Source organism: Anabaena sp. CCY 9402-a (assembly GCF_963920945.1).
Classification (GTDB): Bacteria; Cyanobacteriota; Cyanobacteriia; order Cyanobacteriales; family Nostocaceae; genus Trichormus; species Trichormus minutissimus.
Genome location: NZ_CAWUDL010000005.1, coordinates 69,743 through 87,084, shown reverse-complemented (window position 1 = coordinate 87,084; position 17,342 = coordinate 69,743). Strand labels below are relative to the sequence as shown.

General features: G+C 41.4%; 15 protein-coding genes. 8 read left to right on the top strand and 7 right to left on the bottom strand.

Features of this window, described 5'->3' with window-relative positions; all coding sequences use genetic code 11:
• Nucleotides 1-136 precede the first annotated feature (136 nt).
• Entirely contained in the window at nt 137-316 is a 180-nt protein-coding gene (locus tag ACM0OR_RS03555) for a high light inducible protein (RefSeq protein WP_323267522.1), read from the top strand.
• Between the two features lie 124 nt (nt 317-440).
• On the opposite strand, the gene ACM0OR_RS03550 is transcribed toward ACM0OR_RS03555, so the two are convergent.
• The 3 genes from ACM0OR_RS03550 to recN all read right to left on the bottom strand — a co-directional run bounded on the left by ACM0OR_RS03550 (nt 441) and on the right by recN (nt 3,987).
• Nucleotides 441-683: a GxxExxY protein gene (locus ACM0OR_RS03550; protein ID WP_414575020.1), complete on the bottom strand. Its 243-nt coding sequence runs from the start codon at nt 681-683 to the stop codon at nt 441-443.
• Nucleotides 684-755: 72 nt separating this feature from the next.
• Nucleotides 756-2,099 (bottom strand): TMEM143 family protein, encoded by a 1,344-nt coding sequence (locus tag ACM0OR_RS03545; protein ID WP_323267524.1) that lies wholly within the window; start codon nt 2,097-2,099, stop codon nt 756-758.
• A gap of 142 nt (nt 2,100-2,241) precedes the next feature.
• Nucleotides 2,242-3,987 carry a DNA repair protein RecN gene (gene recN / locus ACM0OR_RS03540; RefSeq protein ID WP_414575044.1) on the bottom strand — a complete coding sequence of 582 codons (1,746 nt, stop codon included), beginning with the start codon at nt 3,985-3,987 and terminating at the stop codon, nt 2,242-2,244.
• Nucleotides 3,988-4,263: 276 nt separating this feature from the next.
• On the opposite strand from recN, the gene ACM0OR_RS03535 reads away from it, so the two are divergent.
• Nucleotides 4,264-6,240 (top strand): ABC1 kinase family protein, encoded by a 1,977-nt coding sequence (locus ACM0OR_RS03535; protein ID WP_414575019.1) that lies wholly within the window; start codon nt 4,264-4,266, stop codon nt 6,238-6,240.
• Nucleotides 6,241-6,574: 334 nt separating this feature from the next.
• Here the strand turns inward: ACM0OR_RS03535 and ACM0OR_RS03530 are convergent, their stop codons facing one another.
• Nucleotides 6,575-7,243 carry a 2OG-Fe dioxygenase family protein gene (locus ACM0OR_RS03530; protein WP_414575018.1) on the bottom strand — a complete coding sequence of 223 codons (669 nt, stop codon included), beginning with the start codon at nt 7,241-7,243 and terminating at the stop codon, nt 6,575-6,577.
• A 268-nt stretch (nt 7,244-7,511) separates the two neighbouring features.
• Between ACM0OR_RS03530 and sfsA the strand changes: the two genes are divergently transcribed.
• The 3 genes from sfsA (at nt 7,512) to ACM0OR_RS03515 (ending at nt 9,018) form a co-directional block, all read left to right on the top strand.
• Nucleotides 7,512-8,237 (top strand): DNA/RNA nuclease SfsA, encoded by a 726-nt coding sequence (sfsA, locus tag ACM0OR_RS03525; protein ID WP_414575017.1) that lies wholly within the window; start codon nt 7,512-7,514, stop codon nt 8,235-8,237.
• A gap of 68 nt (nt 8,238-8,305) precedes the next feature.
• On the top strand, nt 8,306-8,491 hold the full coding sequence (locus ACM0OR_RS03520) for a hypothetical protein (RefSeq protein ID WP_414575016.1): 186 nt from the start codon (nt 8,306-8,308) through the stop codon (nt 8,489-8,491).
• 44 nt (nt 8,492-8,535) lie between these two features.
• Entirely contained in the window at nt 8,536-9,018 is a 483-nt protein-coding gene (locus ACM0OR_RS03515; RefSeq protein WP_414575015.1) for a gluconokinase, read from the top strand.
• A gap of 55 nt (nt 9,019-9,073) precedes the next feature.
• Here the strand turns inward: ACM0OR_RS03515 and ACM0OR_RS03510 are convergent, their stop codons facing one another.
• Together ACM0OR_RS03510 and ACM0OR_RS03505 are read right to left on the bottom strand one after the other, a co-directional pair.
• Nucleotides 9,074-9,277 carry a chlorophyll a/b-binding protein gene (locus tag ACM0OR_RS03510; protein ID WP_237991246.1) on the bottom strand — a complete coding sequence of 68 codons (204 nt, stop codon included), beginning with the start codon at nt 9,275-9,277 and terminating at the stop codon, nt 9,074-9,076.
• A gap of 142 nt (nt 9,278-9,419) precedes the next feature.
• Complete coding sequence (locus tag ACM0OR_RS03505; RefSeq protein ID WP_323267351.1) at nt 9,420-9,626, bottom strand: chlorophyll a/b-binding protein; 207 nt, start codon at nt 9,624-9,626, stop codon at nt 9,420-9,422.
• A gap of 593 nt (nt 9,627-10,219) precedes the next feature.
• Here ACM0OR_RS03505 and ACM0OR_RS03500 point away from each other — a divergent pair.
• The 3 genes from ACM0OR_RS03500 to ACM0OR_RS03490 all read left to right on the top strand — a co-directional run bounded on the left by ACM0OR_RS03500 (nt 10,220) and on the right by ACM0OR_RS03490 (nt 14,174).
• A complete protein-coding gene (locus ACM0OR_RS03500) occupies nt 10,220-13,333 on the top strand; it encodes an MFS transporter (protein WP_414575014.1) in 3,114 nt (1,037 codons plus the stop codon).
• An 83-nt stretch (nt 13,334-13,416) separates the two neighbouring features.
• Nucleotides 13,417-13,884, top strand: a complete 468-nt coding sequence (locus tag ACM0OR_RS03495) for a XisH family protein (RefSeq protein WP_414575013.1) — start codon at nt 13,417-13,419, stop codon at nt 13,882-13,884.
• A complete protein-coding gene (locus tag ACM0OR_RS03490; RefSeq protein ID WP_414575012.1) occupies nt 13,851-14,174 on the top strand; it encodes a XisI protein in 324 nt (107 codons plus the stop codon). Before ACM0OR_RS03495 ends, ACM0OR_RS03490 begins: the two co-directional genes overlap by 34 nt.
• 41 nt (nt 14,175-14,215) lie before the next feature.
• Here ACM0OR_RS03490 and ACM0OR_RS03485 read toward each other — a convergent pair whose 3' ends face one another.
• Nucleotides 14,216-16,786, bottom strand: coding sequence for a PAS domain S-box protein (locus ACM0OR_RS03485; RefSeq protein ID WP_414575010.1), 2,571 nt, complete (start codon nt 16,784-16,786; stop codon nt 14,216-14,218).
• Nucleotides 16,787-17,342: the final 556 nt, after the last annotated feature.

The following is a 17,342-nucleotide window of genomic DNA, read 5'->3' as shown; positions in this document are numbered from 1 at the left end:
ATTGGAAATCTCATCTCCCGCATATTTCCCATCCTAATGCCCCTATTTGCATCGAATGTTGCATTCTCTTAAAAATCTGTTACATTACGTTACAGACAGTTGCAACTGTTCAACGCAATACATTGGAGTTTTGTTTATGTCAGGTTTCAAAAATTCTACACCCATTGTTGCCGAAGATCCTAATGCTGTGCGTTTTGGGTTCACTCCTCAGAGTGAAAATTGGAACGGTCGCTTTGCAATGATTGGTTTCCTATCTGTCGTTTTGATTGAAGCTTTTTCAGGTCAAGGATTCCTTCATTTTTGGGGCATCCTGTAAATTGAGTTAACATTTCCCCGACTGCAAAAATTGGCCTTCTCTTTGGTGTGAAATGCTAATTTTTGCAAAAGGTCGGGGGATATTAAGGGTAGATTTACCACAGAGACACGGAGACACAGAGGTTTTAAAGGACGAGTCGTTGAATTCCGTGTTTGATGAGGGGAACGTTGAAGTTAATGAGTAGGCCGACACGATAACCGGAGAGTTTCAGATAGGTCAATAACTGGGCTTTGTGGAATGGGATGATTGCTTCTACTGCTTTGAGTTCGACTATTACACATTGTTCAACGAGTAAATCGACGCGAAAACCTCTGTCTAAACGAGTATTATCATAAACAACAGGTAACTGCTGGCGGGAATAGCTCAAAGCCCCGCTACCACTGACAGCACTTGGAACTCTTCATTTTTAACTTTTGCGTAGTAGTGCTAGTGCGATCGCCTACAAGATTATCCCGTTATATCGAAAAACATTATCCCAAACGTAATCAATCACTGCTTTAGCATCATCCAAGGGAAGAACGTGACAAGCCCCCTGGTGATCATAGGTGAGTAAAGGTACTTCTAGGGAATTGTCTGTTATTTCACTATTCTGCACTACTTGACCACGAATATTTTCTAGATTGTCCAGAGGCCCTTGAATATCAAAGTTAATCTTTGTACCTAGTTTATTCTCCACCCAAGTTTCGATGTGATCATCTAATTGCTGAGGGTTTAATGGTGTGGGGCTGGTAAGTAAGTGATAGTATACCAGAATTATTTCCTTACATTCTTCTTCTTCTGCTAATTCAATAAACATTTGAAAGACGCTGGCATTGTTAGCTAAATTCTTGAAAAATAGCGTATCTGTAACATATTTTTGAAATTTAATTTTTTTATTCTTGTAGTTGGTGTATTGCTTAAAGGCAAATCCACCCAAAGTGATCGTTAATGATAAAGTTGCCACCAAAACAGGCATGACATTTCGGACTTGTTCTAAGTCTACATTTAATGATTCAACCAGAAATGGTACATTCAATACTATAAAAATTGCCGCAACTAGCAATAATAAATTCGGTAACGTTCTTAATATTAGCGGAATTGCCGACCCAATCGCTGGAATGCCAAAAAGTAATCTATCTTTCCATGTCATGCTTGTTTCGACGTTAGGAAAGAGTAAGTCAACATCTAGTTTGGGAATATTTTTGTAGAAATAAACATACATCTTACCAGGAATAAATTTCAAATCTTGAATTTTTTCTTTTTTGGCACGGAAGTAAGCAGCTTCTTTAAATTTTACTAATAAAACAATCCTTTCAAAAATATCAATTATCTTTTCTTTTTTCCAAAAAAACAAATTTTTTACTAGAATCGTTTTACAATTATCACCGCGATAGTAACACAAAAAGCGGTCAAAATCCTCAAAATTTACTTGAGTTGTCAAATCAATTAGAGATTTAGTTGTTAGTGCTTGTTTGATAATCGATTCAGGTAAAAGCATATAATTTGCTCTTTCCACAATATGCTCAAAGCTATTAACGACATTCAACTCCATGTCATCATATTGCTCAAATGTCGGTGGAGTTATTGGTTGAATATCTGCATTGGGGTTAAAGGGTACGTAATTATCTTTGATAGTTTCTAAGGTTCTGTGGAAGCGAAAGTGATAGTATGCAATGAGAATTTTGCAGAAATCTTGAAATTTTTGGGCATCAGTCTCATTTAGCTGACCATCTTGCAAGCAAAGTTTGATAATATCGCTGCGAGTGTAGGGAATGAATGCCTCTCGATTTGCGTAAACAGCCATGTTAAAACATTAATCGGAATCTAACTAATGGGTTTGCCAAACCCCACGAAAACGGCAACCATCAGACATAATGTCTTCATTGACAACTTAATTCTAGTATTTTGAGTCGTAAATCTAGCAATTTTTCTGGAGTAGAGAGTGTTTATTCCACTCCACGACGATGGTTAGCCGCTTGCATTAACAAAGAATCAGCAAAAGCGATCGCATCACTTGCAGACTTACCACCGGCTAACTGTGCTAATTCCTCTCGGCGAGTGGTCAAATCATCCAAGTTCGTGACACGCACCACGGTACGCTGTTCAGTGTTGCCATTGTCGACTTTCTTACCTTTACCCTGAGTAATAGTTTGCTTATTTACCCGAAAGTGTTGATCCGCCATAGCTGCTACTAAGGGTTGGTGAGTCACACATAATACTTGATGATGTTGACTTAACTGGTGTAACTTTTCTGCTATTGCTTGCGCTACCCTCCCCGAAACACCCACGTCAATTTCATCAAATACCAGCGTCCCCGCCGCGTCGGTTTGGTTGAAACAGGCTTTGAGTGCGAGTAAAAACCGACTCATTTCACCCCCAGAAGCAATTTCTGTCAATGGTTGCAATGGTTCGCCGGGGTTGGGACTAAACATAAAGGTGATTTTGTCCGCACCCGCAGCCGTTGGAGAAGTAGGTACTATCTCAACTTGAAACTGTACCTTTTCCATCGCCAAGGGTTTGAGTTCCGAGATTAAGCGAGATTCTAGAGTCGCGGCGGTTTTTTGGCGTAGCTTAGTTAATTTTTCACAAGCTTGAGTTAATTTTTTCCAACTAGCTTGTTCTTGCTGTTCTAAGCTTTCAATAGATTGTTCGCTATCATTCAGTTCTGCTAGTTCCCCATTGATGCGTTGATAGTAGGCGATCGCCTCTTGTAAACTAGGGCCATACTTGCGACAGATTTGTTTTAATTCTCGAATGCGTTCTTCTACTTCCTCTAACCTTTGAGGATCTGCTTCCAAATTCTCCCCATAGGCGTTGATTTGTCGCCCTACTTCTGTTAATGCTGTTTGAGCATCTCTAATTAAATCCAACAATGGTTGCAGTTGGGTATCATACTCCACCATGTGATTTAATGTAGCTTCACTGTCGCCCAGCAGGTCGCCGGCGGCTGGGGTTTCGTCGTCGTTTTGATACAAAGCTTGGTAAACTTTGTAACTCATCTGTTGCAAATCAACCACATGATTGAGGCGTTCCCGTTCTTGCTGGAGTTGTTCTAACTCTTGGGGATCACTGAGGTTGGCTGTAGTTAATTCCTGGACTTGATAGGTGAGTAAATCCAGTTGTTGTAAGCGTTCCCGTTCCGAGGTGCGGCGTTTTTCTAGGCTGGTGTGGGCTTGTTGGTAAGCACTAAAGGCTGAGGTGATGAGTTGACGCTGCTTGATTAGAGAATCGCCGCCATACATATCTAACCAATCGCGGACTTGGGCGGCTTGTCCGACTTGGACAGTTTGACCTTGGGCGGTAATTTCTACTAAGCGATCGCGCAGTTCTGTTAAAATCCGACGGTTGACCAACACACCATTCACCCGCGATCGACTGCGGATATTACTAGTGGTGACTGTAATTTCTCGGCTAATAACTATAGAACTATCATCAATTAAATCAATTTCTTGTTCCGTCAACCAAGCTGCTAACGGCGGTGTTGAGGCAAAAGTTCCTTCCACCATTGCCCTAGCAGTCCCCGTGCGAATAGCGCGACTAGAGACTTTACCGCCTAAAATAGCATCAATAGCGTCTAAAATAATCGATTTTCCCGCGCCGGTTTCACCTGTTAATACGTTCAGTCCCGCGCCAAATTCTAGTTCTAGTTGATCAATCAGGGCAAAGTTCTCAATTCGCAGACACAGCAACATCAGAACAAAGTCTCCAGGAAAGGGAACAGGGGACAGGTGACAGAACACAGCGATTTGAAGTTACAGGAGGTTAAGCAGGATTTTTGAGAATCGCCAAATACCTACTACCATTGAACTAGCAAGCACATTTTAGTGTAACAAAAAAGTCAATGGTCATTAGTCATTAATTACTCTCCTTATTTCCCAGTCCTCAATCCCCGATCTTAAGAAATACCAATTATTTTAAACATATTGTTACAATACTTAACATACCCAATCCAACCGGTGGCTTTTTCTATGATTGTTAAGACACTTCCTACGAACTCCCGACCGATTGAGGGTGAGCTGCAAGTTACAGAACAGGCGATGCTAACGAAAATTGTTGAACCTGAGATATTAAGTTACAACCCGGCGGAAATAACAGCCCACTATCAAGCTAGACCTTGGCAAGTTGTAAGGCGGATTTTCGCAGTTTTAGGGCCGACTATATCCTTTGTTTTGGGGTTGTGGTGGGATAACAAACGGGGAGTTGTCGTCAAAAATGACCAGCGTCGAGCAATTCAATTAAGAGACTTACTCACACAATTGGGGCCGGCTTATATCAAAATTGGGCAAGCTTTATCCACTAGACCGGATTTAGTTCCTCCCCTCTACCTAGAAGAACTCACAAGGTTACAAGACCAATTACCCGCTTTTCCTAACGAAATCGCCTACCAGTTCATTGAAGAAGAACTAGGAAACCCGCCGGAAGAAGTTTACGCAGAACTTTCAGCCATGCCGATCGCAGCTGCTTCCTTGGGTCAAGTTTATAAAGGTAAACTGAAGACTGGGGAAGAAGTAGCGGTGAAAGTCCAGCGTCCTGACTTAAGAGAACGCATCACTATTGATTTATATATTTTACGAGGCCTGGCAGCTTGGGTACAGAAAAAAGTCAAGCGGGTACGCAGTGACTTAGTTGGGATTTTAGATGAATTAGGCGATCGCATTTTTGAAGAGATGGATTATATCCATGAAGGCGAAAATGCCGAACGATTTTTTGAATTATACGGTCATATTCAAGACATTTACGTTCCGAAAATATACTGGGAATATACCAACCGTCGCGTGTTAACGATGGAGTGGATTAACGGCACAAAGTTAACCCAGACCGCAGAAATTAAAGCCCAAGGTATAGATGCGCGGTATTTAATTGAAGTCGGTGTACAGTGTTCATTAAGACAACTTTTAGAACATGGATTCTTTCACGCTGACCCCCATCCAGGTAACTTGTTAGCCACACCAGATGGTAAACTAGCTTATCTAGATTTTGGGATGATGAGTGAGATTCAACCGCCCCAACGTTATGGTTTAATTGAGGCGATCGTCCACGTTGTTAACCGCGACTTTGAAGGACTAGCACAAGACTACGTTAAACTAGATTTTCTCTCCCCAGAAACAGATTTAACGCCAATTATTCCAGCTTTCGCCAAAGTATTTGCTAACGCTCAAGGTGCTAGCGTCGCTGAATTTAACATTAAAAGCATCACTGATGACCTATCAGCATTGATGTACGAGTATCCTTTCCGCGTACCCCCCTACTATGCTTTAATTATTCGCTCTTTGGTAACACTGGAAGGCATAGCTATATATATAGATCCCGACTTTAAAGTTCTCAGTGAAGCATATCCTTACGTTGCGAAACGTCTATTAACCGACCCAGCACCACAATTAAGAACATCACTACGAGACTTACTATTTAAAGAGGGTAAATTCCGGTGGAATCGGTTAGAAAACTTATTAAAGAATGCGCGGAAAAATCAAGACTACGACCTCAATTTAGTATTTAATCAAGGTGTAGATTTTCTATCTTCTGAACGCGGGTCTTTTATTCGCGACAAACTAGTAGATGAAGTTTTAAATGGACTGAATGCTTTAAGTAAAAATGTCCTACATAACTTTACTTACCTGTTAAGAGAAAGAGTAGGTATTACAGCCATCAACGAAACTCCAGGTGCAACAGTTGAGCAACAACAAACCTTAGAACATATCAAAAATATCTCTAATATTTTGAGAGAAACTCGCGGCTTTGATGCAACACAACTCGCACCGCAAATAGCTCAATTATTAGTAAATCCTGGTGTGCAACGTTTAGGTCAGCAAGTTACCAACCAATTGCTACAAAAGGCTACAGTCCGACTACTGCGGGAATTATTAGCAGCAGAAGAAGTTAATAGCAATGCAAATAGTGAGTTAGGGAAACCTACACAGTTATCTCTGTCTGCTAAAAGAGTATAAACGTAGTAGGGCGACAACCTTAATTTACTGGGTTGAATAATCATAAGATAGTTATATTTGAAACTTTCTAGGTTTTTTGAACCCAATGTTTTAAGGCAGTCGCTACATACTATTCTGACTTTTCACGTTATGTGGAAAAGCTAACGCGAAACCTAACCCCCTAACCCCCTTCCCTACATTCTCTTCTCCCAAAGGGAGACGCTACGCGAACGAGAGGCTACGCCAACGCGCAGCGTGTCGTTCGCGTTAGCGTCCCGCAGGGAACGTAAGAGAAGCAAGCTAGATCGAGGGGTTTTCCAGATCCCGTGAAAAGTCAGACATACTATTGCTTCCTTCAATCAGTCAATAAACTAGGAGAAGTTAGCACAAATACGTCCCTTACACCATGAGCTTCAGTTTGTGGTTTAATCGGTGTTGTAAAGTGGAAAAATTCATGGTCATTGACTAACACAATTTCTCCTGGATAGAGAATTTTACTAAACACAGGCTTTTCCTTTTTAGCAGTATATAAGTGTGTTTCTCCACCTTGAATATTTTCCCTATTAACAGAAAAAATCCCGATAAAGTCAGTACCGTCTTGATGGATACCTTCCGGTGCAGGATTACCAAAACTATCAGGAGAACATATGGTTCTAATTTGATGCACACCGATTTCAGCTTCTGGATGGATTTTACAAGAATCGGTAAATGCCAATATTAATTTTCTAAAACTATCAAGTTCTATCATGGCATCTTCTAATTCTGCAAACTCTCGCTTTACATCACCCAATAATGGATTGTATTCTTTACTTTGGAAAAGATATCCATGCGGCAATTTGTGTAATTGCTCTCCTGTAACTATAAACCGTGATAATCTTCTGAGGCGATAGTTACCTTTAATATAAGGATCAACAGGTAAATTGTTAAAAAACGCTTGGAAATCTTCTACATTAATTGAATTCACCTTTCTAAAGGTAAATAGAAAGGCATATTCTAATTCTGTGATTCCCCCGACTTGTTGCATAGGAATTTTCTCCTTGCCTTTGCAATCATTCCCATTTATCTTGATGGGAGGCTTATATTACCGAGTGTATGCTACTTTTTATTAAAATGTCGTCAAAATGACTACAAAAATTGACAAATCATGATATGTGTTAAAGCAAACTAGCAGGATTTTGCGATCGCTGCACTAGCTGCACTAATTTAAAAAGATTTATAATTCCCTTTGTAAATTTAACTTTCAAAATAATTAAAAAAATTTGAAAATGTCTTGATCCTAAATTGCTAGTTTTATGACTGATTGGCTTTACTGTTATCCCCCCCTATATGCTGGTGTTTTGCTGAAACGTTACAAACGCTTTTTTGCTGATGTGCAGTTAGCTACTGGGGAAGTAGTTACAGCACACTGTCCCAATACTGGCCCGATGACTGGAGTATCAACTATTGGGAGTGTCGTACAACTTTCTAAAAGCGATAATCCTCACCGCAAATTGGCTTACACTCTAGAACTAATTCAGGTACACGATAATCAGCCGACTTGGGTAGGTGTAAATACAGCTTTGCCCAATCGGATAGTGAAGTTAGCTTTAGCAAAGTACCTGTTCCCGGAGTTGGGTAACTATAGCCAAATCAAAGGCGAGGTAGTTTATGGACATGATAAGAAAAGCCGTGTAGATTTCTTGTTAACGGGGACTGACGCAGAACGCCCAATTTATTTAGAAGTGAAAAACACAACTTGGTGTGAAGGGACTTTAGCACTATTCCCTGACACCGAAACTACCAGGGGACAAAAGCATTTACGAGAACTAACTGCACTCCTTCCCCAAACCCGTGCAGTTATGTTGTACTTGATTAATCGGGGTGATTGTACAGAGTTCGCCCCTGGTGATAATGCTGATCCTTTATATGGTAAGTTATTACGAGATGCGATCGCACTTGGTTTAGAGGTCTTACCTTGCCGATTCGATATTTCCCCCGAAGGTATTCGTTATCTAGGTTTGGCAAAGCTCAGAGTTTAAACTTAAGTATTTTTTTAGACATGACAAATCTGCAATAGCATACTAGTATAAGTAGGATTTTTGAATTTATGGATTCAGTTATGGATACTTTCTCAGTTGCCGCTAATGCTATTGCTACTCTAGTTTTTTCGGAAGCAGTCAAAGAAATCGGCAAAAATATCGGTAAAACTATTTCTGGCTTTGTCGGATTTTCAGTGAGTTTCATCAGTGATAAGTTTAAACAAGGTATGCAGGCAATTTTTCACTGGGTTTAAAATTATCGTCTCTAAAACAAATCTATAGTAATCTTTAGCCGTTAATGATAGTTCTGATCATGGGTGTAGCTGGTTCTGGTAAAACCACCATTGGTAAACTGTTGGCGGAGTCTTTGGGATGGGAATTTCAAGACGCGGATGATTTTCACTCGCCAGAAAATATTGAGAAAATGCGCCTGGGTATTCCCCTAGATGATGCTGATAGAATACCGTGGTTGCAAGATATACGAAATGCGATCGCGCAATGGTTGCAAGAAAATAGAAATGTAGTTTTAGCCTGTTCCGCACTCAAAGCCAGTTATCGACAATTTTTGGTAGGGGATAGGGATGATATCAAGGTCGTTTACCTCAAAGGGTCAGACGAAATCATCCAAAAACGGCTGCAAGAACGCCAAAGTCACTTTATGAGCGAAAAACTCCTCAACAGCCAATTTAACACCATTGAAGAGCCTAATAACGCTATATATATAGATATTTCACAACCCCCAGAAGAGATTGTGAATTTTCTCAAGACTACTTTTGGTTGATTTTGGGAGTTGGGAATTGGGAAGAAGTTATTACCCATTACCAACCCTTAGCAAATTAATATCTGATGAAGTGTAGCACATCACGCAATACACTATAACCTGCTAAATCCCACAGTAAATAAGCTAGAAAACCAATCATTGCTAAACGACCATTCCAGAGTTCGGCTTGGGGATTAAAGCCGAAGATAAAGGCGTTGCGGTCTATGCCATTGTAAGCATTAGCAACTGGTGGTAAATCTGTAGAAGGACGAGTTTCCATTGTTTTCTCCTAAATATTCAGAACTGTTTTTTCAAAGCTTTGTTTTAGTTAGGATTTACCCACTCACAACGAAAATCAAAGCTTTGCGATTGCTTGTTTACGGCCGCAATGACGAAAATACGTAATGATTGCGTAAGTCTGGTTAGTAACCAATGAGGTGCAATACATCCCGCAGGACGCTATAACCTGCTAAATCCCAAAGCAAGTAAGCGAGAAAGCCAATCATCGCCAAACGACCGTTCCAAATTTCCGCTTGGGGATTCCAACCAAATAAAAACGCATTGCGATCGCGTCCGTTATATTCGGTAGCAATTGTTGGCAGATTACTAGTGGAAGAACGAGTTTCCATTTTTTGCTCCTAACAATTTGTTACTTAACTTAACTTTAGCTATTTATCAGTGAATTGCTTTCTGTCGGTAGATACAATCTCTAAGCACTTCTTGCGGACGATTAATGGAAACATTTTTATATTGTCAAATCCATCTTGAGGAGGTGACGATCATCTTATTTGTAAATGAACGTAAATTTGCATTAAAGTCTCATGGATTATGAGGATATTTCTTAAAAGAAATAAGGCACAAACAATTATTAAAAAATAAATGTATTATTCTGTGTTCTATAAGGATTTTTTGCTCCCATTTTTATAAATCTCTTTAAAATAATGCGGTTAAAAATACAAACTTCTATCTCCCGTAAGATATGATTTCAATCTTTGGGAAGATGATTTTAACTATCAAAATTAAGGATTCTATATATTAACAATAAAATTGTAGGGAATGCCATAAATACATACATCAAATACACTTGCTACTCACAAACTGACTAACTTAGTGCTGAGTCCTAAGTAATGAGTGAGCGGACTTTTGCTTATTTTTGCTTAAATCCGCCCTTACCCACTTAGCACCCAGCACTTAGCAATTATTATTAGCGCAAGGAAATACAATGTTTCACAGTACAGATATTATACTCGCACTCTACAAGCCTCTATTGTGGGTAGCACAAATCCCCGTTACTCCACCAGGGGTCTCACCAGCACAATTATCACTGCTGACTGCTGGGCCGCGCTTTTTTGTTGCTCTCCTGTCTGGAGTGATTTTAGCTTTTGCTTTCCAATTAGTATTAACCAATCTTTCCGTAGCCGCAGGGATTTCCTATTTGGGTCGTCCATCTGATTCAGGTACGGATGCAGGCGGCAGTTTTGGCGGGACAATTCGCAAAATTGGCACGGCGGTCGGACTGTGGACATTAATCTCTGTCACTATTGCCTTATTAATCGCCTCTTTTCTCGCAGTAAAGTTGAGCCTGTTGGTTCTAGATCCGGGATTGGGAGCAATTCTAGGTTTAGTGATTTGGGGTGCATACTTTTTATTATTGGTGTGGGTGAGTTCTACTACTGTAGGTTCATTAATTGGTTCGGTAGTTCACACCGCCACCTCTGGTTTTCAGGCGATTATGGGAACAGCTACCGCAGCCCTCGGTGCAAAAGCCGTCAATCAGCAAGTAGTATCCACAGCTGAAGCCGCCGCCTCTGCGGTACGTCGGGAATTAGGCAGTGCGATCGACCCGATCAGTATCCGAGAAAACATAGAAGATTATATTGAAAAGCTGCGTCCACCAGAATTAGACGTATCTCATATTCGCCGGGAATTTGAAAGTTTACTTCAAGACCCACAACTGAGAGAAATTGCTGGTAGCCCTGATTTGCGTCAGATTGACCGCCAAAAGTTTGTTGAGTTAGTCAGCAGCCGTACAGACCTGTCGAAGCGAGATATCAACCGCATCGCTGATAATCTATACAAGGTTTGGCAACAAGTTGTAGGTCAACAAAAACCTGTACAAGACAACCTGGGTGAGTTGGTTAACTATCTCAAAACGATGCCACCTGGACAAACCAAAACCGATGAACTCAATGCCAAACTAGATCGGTTGATTGCAGAAATGCGTCCAGCGAAGGAAGCTGATCAAAAAACAGCCCCAGGGCCGATTCAGAGTACAATCCAGCAAGCAATATCTGCTTTAACTGGCGTAGCTTTGGGACGGGCAGATTTATCAGATTTAGATGTGGAAAAAATCTGGCACGCCTTGACTACAGCCAAAGAAAAAGCTACAACACAAGCTGATAAATTAGGACTGCCTACACCTTCCCAACCTTACAGCCCGATTCGCGCTGATGTAGAAAACTATCTGCACAACACCTATGCTTGGCAATTGAGTGAGGATAGAATTGCCCAAGAATTTCGTGATGTGATCTACGATCCAGCCGCCGATCCTAGTACAGTGCGGCGAGAACTAGAACGACTTTCCCGCAAGGATTTTGTGAATATTCTCCAAGACCGGGGATTACTGACTCAAACTCAAATTCAGCACATAGCCGATCGCCTGGAAGCAGTACGTCAGGAAGTGCTAGTAATAGTCACTGCTGAAGCTGAAAGAGAGATATCCCAAGACTTGCAACGCCGTGTTAACAGTTATTTGTTAGTAACGGCTAAGGCTGATTTGACCCCAGAAGGGATTGAAAAAGATTTCAAACCTTTAGTAACAGACCACGAAGCAGATTATGAAACCCTATCGCGGCGACTGGCTATAGTTGAGCGTCAACAGATGCGAGATATATTGCTAGAACGCAATGATATGCAGTCCTACGAAGTTGATGCCATTTTAGATCAATTAGAAAGACAACGCGATCGCAGTTTGGTAGAATCCAAAAACTTGGCAGAACAAGCCAAATATCAAGCTGAAACCCTCTGGCTAAATGTCGAGGCATATCTGCGTAACACCGACAAAGCCGAATTAAACCCCGATGCCATCCGGGCTGACCTGAAAACCTTGCTAGCAGACCCCCAAGCCGGAATGACGGCAATTGGGGCGCGGTTATCTCGCTTTGACCGTGATACCCTGTTTCAATTATTGAGTCAACGGCAAGATATCAACGAAGACCAAGCTAATCAAATCATCCATACTGTTGAGGAATCTTGGCACAGTGTCCGCCATGCGCCGCAAGCTATAGCAGACAAAGCCAAAGAACAATATGATTCTGTAACTACAACAATTGCCGATTACTTACGCAGAACTGGCAAGGAAGAACTTAATCCAGAAGGGATTCAACGGGATTTAAATCGACTGTTTGAGAATCCTAGTGAGGGAGTTGTCGCCATCCGTCAGAGGTTATCGCACTTAGACAGAGATACATTGGTAAAATTGCTCAGTCAACGCCAAGACTTGAGTGAAGCCCAAGTCAACGAAGTGATTGACTCTGTGCAAACTTCCATTCGTAACATTGTGCGTGCGCCCCGTCGCCTAGCTACCCGCACCCAACAAAGAGTGCAGAACTTCCAAGCTTATTTAGAGGCATATCTGCGGCATACTGGCAAGGAAGAATTGAACCCAGAAGGCATCAAGCGCGATGTGCAGTTACTACTGCATGATCCAGGCGTAGGAATGGAAAGTTTGGGCGATCGCCTGTCACATTTTGACCGTGGTACAATTATTGCTCTGCTAAAAATTCGCGAAGATATCAGCGATGAAGAAGCTGCCCGCATAGCTGATAATATCGTCTCAGTCCGCGATCAATTTGTCGAACAGGTGCGGGGAATCCAACGGCGCATTCAAGATGTGATTGATGGAATTTTTGAAAGGATTCGTCACTATCTCAACTCCTTAGAACGTCCCGAACTCAATTACGATGGTGTTAAACACGATGTTCGCACATTATTAGAAGACCCACAGGCAGGATTTGACGCATTACGCGATCGCCTCTCATCCTTCAACCGCGATACCCTCGTAGCCATCATGAGTTCCCGCGAAGATATTTCCGAAGCTGATGCTAACCGGATTGTTGACCAAGTTGAACGCGCACGTAATACAGTCTTACAACGTGCCGAACGCCTACAACATGAAGCCGAACGCCGCTTAGAAGAAGTCAAACATCAAGCCCAAAGACAAGCAGAAGAAACCCGCAAAGCAGCCGCTTCAGCTGCTTGGTGGTTATTTGCCACAGCGATAGTTTCTGCCGTTTTCGCAGCCTTTGGAGGTGCGATCGCTGTTGTCTTGGTGTAGTTGAACAAACTTGTCTCCGCTTAATTTTCAGCCTCCTCAATATGGGAGGCTTTTTTATAGGAACTGTAAAAAATCAACAATTCATGCCGCAAAGAGATAATATCCACAGTATTGTTAAACAAGCTATCACCAAAGATGGCTGGGAAATTACCGACGATCCCTTTGTCATATCCTATGGTGAGCGATTTTTATTCGTAGACTTGGGCGCAACGGAAAGCAATACTTCAAAGCAGTTAACAGCAAGATTCATTGGGGCTAAACGCCAAAATAGTAGAATTGCCATTGAGATTAAAGAATTTCGAGGTCGGTCTGCGATCGCTGATTTAGAACAAGCGATTGGTCAATACACTCTTTACCAACTCTTACTCAATCAAGTAGATCCTGAACGTGCAATATATCTGGCAATTACAGATATCACTTATGAAGAAATATTTAGTGAACCAATTGGTCAACTCGTAATTAGCGACTTACCCATGAAATTGCTTATCGTAGATACAGAGAAGGCAGAGGTCAAGCAATGGATACCAACACGGTTTATCGAAACATTGTAAAACAAGTCATTCAGAAATACGCTAGTTTTCGTCCCTCTCACGGCGAAATTAGACTAGACACAGTATTTGATGATACCCAAAATCGTTATGCACTCATGCAGGTAGGCTGGGAAAGGGGACGACGAGTTAGAGGAAATTTGATTTATGTCACTATTCAAGATGGGAAAGTTTGGGTGGAATATGATGGCATGGAAACTGGTATTACTCAAGACTTAATTAATAGAGGAATTCCAGAGACGGATATAATTTTGGCTTTCTTACCTCAAGAACAGGCTGTGACGACTGGATAATGAGGGAAGAGAGACAAGGGAGAAATTTTATAAATGCCCAATCAAATCAAACTAACGATCGCCTCAATCAAAGCATCTGGATCTACTGGTTTCGATACGTGCAGTTGAAACCCAGCCTCCATTGCTTGCTGCTGATTGATTTCCCCAGCGTAAGCAGTAAGTGCGATCGCCGGGATATTTCCCCCCCGTTGTGGTGGCTGCTGTCTTAATTGCCGTATCAACATATAACCGTCTACCTCTGGCATTCCAATATCACTAATTAAAATATCTGGTAACGACTCAGATAGTGTATCTAATGCTTCTTGTGCTGATGTCACGGCAGTAACTTCGACTCCGTAATCTTCTAGAATAAAACTTACTAAGTCTCTAATGTCTGGTTCGTCGTCTACTACCAAAACCCTTCTACCTGAGAGCATAGGTGATGGATGGCTAGTGGGTAAAGGTTGATCATCTTCATAACTCATGGGTTCGTGTTTGTGTATCAGTGGTAAATTAACTTGAAAGGTAGCACCCATGCCTTCGCCAAGACTTAGGGCTGCAACAGTGCCACCATGTAATTCTACGACCTGACGCACGATCGCGAGTCCTAAACCCAAGCCACCAAATTTTCTGGTAGTTGTACTGTCGGCTTGACGAAAGTAATCAAACACATAGGGCAAAAAATCTGGTGCAATGCCTTTACCTGTATCGCTGACTTGAATTTGTACATGGTGATTAACTTCTTTGAGGTGAATATCTACTGTGCCGCCAGAGGGTGTAAACTTGACCGCATTAGAGAGTAAATTCCATGCTACCTGTTGTAGTCGATTGGAATCACCCATGACTTGGCTTAAATTAGGATCAAGGAAAGTCAGAATGTTAATAGATTTGGCATCTGCCGCCAGTCGTACTGTTTCCACCGCCGCTTCAACTACCATGACTACACTTACCGGACAGATATTTAATGTCAATTTTCCTTGCAGGATGCGGGAAACATCTAATAAATCTTCAATTAATTGCGTTTGCAGTTTAGCATTCCGTTCAATGGTTTCTAAAGCGCGTTCAGTCGTAGCTTGATCAAACTTGCGGGAACGTAACAATTTTGACCAACCTAAGATGGGATTGAGTGGGGTTCTCAGTTCATGGGAGAGAACCGCCAAAAATTCATCTTTAATGCGATTGGCAACCTCTGCTTCTTGGCGTGCTAATCTTTCTTGAGATAGTAAGCGATCGCGCTCTTGTTCTACTTGCTTGCGTTCGTTAATATCCAGAACAAAAGCCACGCCCATGTTTTGCGAGTCGTTGAGTAAAGCTATGCCTAATACCACTGCTACCCGTTTACCGTTGCGGTGGATATACTCCTTTTCATAAAGTTGGGAAACACCATTGGCTTTGACTTCAGCGATCGCGCGATCGTCCAAAGGTCTATACTCTGGAGGAGTAAGTTCTCGCCAATCGATTTTACCTAAAGCAGCAAACTCTTCACGGGTGTAACCAGCTAGTTTTAAGTAAGCATCATTAGCATCAGTAATCAAGCCATCTACAGTCCAAAACGCCACCCCAATCAAATTGGATTCAAACAACCGCCTAAATCTAGCTTCGCTATCTCGTAAAGATTTTTCAGCGCGTTTGTGTTCTGTAATGTTACGAGAGACTGTGATTACACCCTCAATATTTTTGTCAACATTACGTAGTGGTGTCAGTATGTATTCATAGTATTGTGTACCATTTACTGTCACATATTCACACTCATCTTTGATCGGTGTGCCGGTTGCCATGACAGTTTGATATTGATACTCTACTGTTTCGATTAAATCTTTTGGTAAATCAAGTTCTTGCACAGTCTTACCAACCATATCTTCTGGATGAAGACCCAAAGTCGCAGCACCCCCATGACTGACATATTGATATTGACCTGTGCTATTGAATATAAAAATGTGATCTACTGAGGTAGCAAGAATAGCATCTAAGATATTAGCCTGTTCTTGAACTTGGTTCACCAGATGCTGTGTATTTGCTTCTATCTGTTTGCTTTCGGTAATATCCATACACGTCCCAATTATCCTTATCGGCTGTCCCTGTTGGTCAAAGAAAAATTTTCCCTGAGCAGCAATCCAATGTATTGTGTGATCTGGCCAAACTACGCGAAATTGATCACTGTAATGCGGTTTACTAGCTTGGCTTTGGGAAATTTTATCTATGACTTTTTGTTGATCTTCAGGATGCACACAGGATAAAAACGCATCATATGTACCAGCAAAACTACCTGGAATTAAACCAAATAAAAGTGCATGATTTTCCGACCAGATGACTTTTTCAATCAGGATATGCCAATCCCAAAACCCCATATTAGCAGCATCTAAAGCCATCCTCAGCCGTTCTTCACTCTCCCCTAAAGCCGTTTTTACCTGTCGTCTATCGCTAATTTCTTGTTGTAGTTGCTGGCAAGGAAGTTGACACTCAACTAATTGCACAGGCGGCTGACACCCGGCGGCTTTCAGTTGTTGCTCAAGCAATGCTTGGCTGCGCTGATACTGTTTTTCTAATTGTTCTAACTCAGCAACCCGTCCTCGTAAAGATATTAATTCCTGAGTTAGTTCACAGTTAGCCGGGTCAACATTTGGGATTGACATTGGGAAAATAATTCTAAATTAATAATGCGACATCAATTATGATGCACCGCATAAATCAGATTGAGTATGAATTTTTTAACTAAACAAATCAATCCGTCATCAGATATATAGAAATTTATCTCAAAAGTTGTATATTTATACGTAGCATCTATCTATGGTTAGATATTTAGTCGAAGTAATGTAGGACTGACTTTGCCCACCCGACATTAGATAAAACCTTTTATGGGAGCGATCGCAGTCAGACAATGTTGGATGTACTTTGATCACGTATAAACTTAACTCTGACTATTGCTGGAGATAGAGGGAATGTATTCTACTGTACAGATAAATTTATATATAGACTAGTCCACAATTAAATGTCTTTGATCATTGCCTCCGAAAGCGTCTAACTTGGAGGTAATTTTTTTGTCAAGGGAGAATTTGAATTTTTGTTAAAAAAGCCCCCCGGTCGTTAGCCGAGGGATTCTGCAAGTCGGTATTGTCGCACAAAGACATTCGCGAATATCACCATACCAACCTCAAAAATGCCATATGTGCCAAAATGCCAAATGAGTGT

What these genes read in the sequence shown, in the direction of transcription:
- ACM0OR_RS03555 (WP_323267522.1), top strand. Translation starts at nt 137, where the DNA reads ATGTCAGGTTTCAAAAATTCTACACCCATTGTTGCCGAAGATCCTAAT.
- ACM0OR_RS03545 (WP_323267524.1), bottom strand. Translation starts at nt 2,099, where the DNA reads ATGGCTGTTTACGCAAATCGAGAGGCATTCATTCCCTACACTCGCAGC.
- recN (WP_414575044.1), bottom strand. Translation starts at nt 3,987, where the DNA reads ATGTTGCTGTGTCTGCGAATTGAGAACTTTGCCCTGATTGATCAACTA.
- ACM0OR_RS03535 (WP_414575019.1), top strand. Translation starts at nt 4,264, where the DNA reads ATGATTGTTAAGACACTTCCTACGAACTCCCGACCGATTGAGGGTGAG.
- ACM0OR_RS03530 (WP_414575018.1), bottom strand. Translation starts at nt 7,243, where the DNA reads ATGCAACAAGTCGGGGGAATCACAGAATTAGAATATGCCTTTCTATTT.
- sfsA (WP_414575017.1), top strand. Translation starts at nt 7,512, where the DNA reads ATGACTGATTGGCTTTACTGTTATCCCCCCCTATATGCTGGTGTTTTG.
- ACM0OR_RS03520 (WP_414575016.1), top strand. Translation starts at nt 8,306, where the DNA reads ATGGATTCAGTTATGGATACTTTCTCAGTTGCCGCTAATGCTATTGCT.
- ACM0OR_RS03515 (WP_414575015.1), top strand. Translation starts at nt 8,536, where the DNA reads ATGATAGTTCTGATCATGGGTGTAGCTGGTTCTGGTAAAACCACCATT.
- ACM0OR_RS03510 (WP_237991246.1), bottom strand. Translation starts at nt 9,277, where the DNA reads ATGGAAACTCGTCCTTCTACAGATTTACCACCAGTTGCTAATGCTTAC.
- ACM0OR_RS03505 (WP_323267351.1), bottom strand. Translation starts at nt 9,626, where the DNA reads ATGGAAACTCGTTCTTCCACTAGTAATCTGCCAACAATTGCTACCGAA.
- ACM0OR_RS03500 (WP_414575014.1), top strand. Translation starts at nt 10,220, where the DNA reads ATGTTTCACAGTACAGATATTATACTCGCACTCTACAAGCCTCTATTG.
- ACM0OR_RS03495 (WP_414575013.1), top strand. Translation starts at nt 13,417, where the DNA reads ATGCCGCAAAGAGATAATATCCACAGTATTGTTAAACAAGCTATCACC.
- ACM0OR_RS03490 (WP_414575012.1), top strand. Translation starts at nt 13,851, where the DNA reads ATGGATACCAACACGGTTTATCGAAACATTGTAAAACAAGTCATTCAG.
- ACM0OR_RS03485 (WP_414575010.1), bottom strand. Translation starts at nt 16,786, where the DNA reads ATGTCAATCCCAAATGTTGACCCGGCTAACTGTGAACTAACTCAGGAA.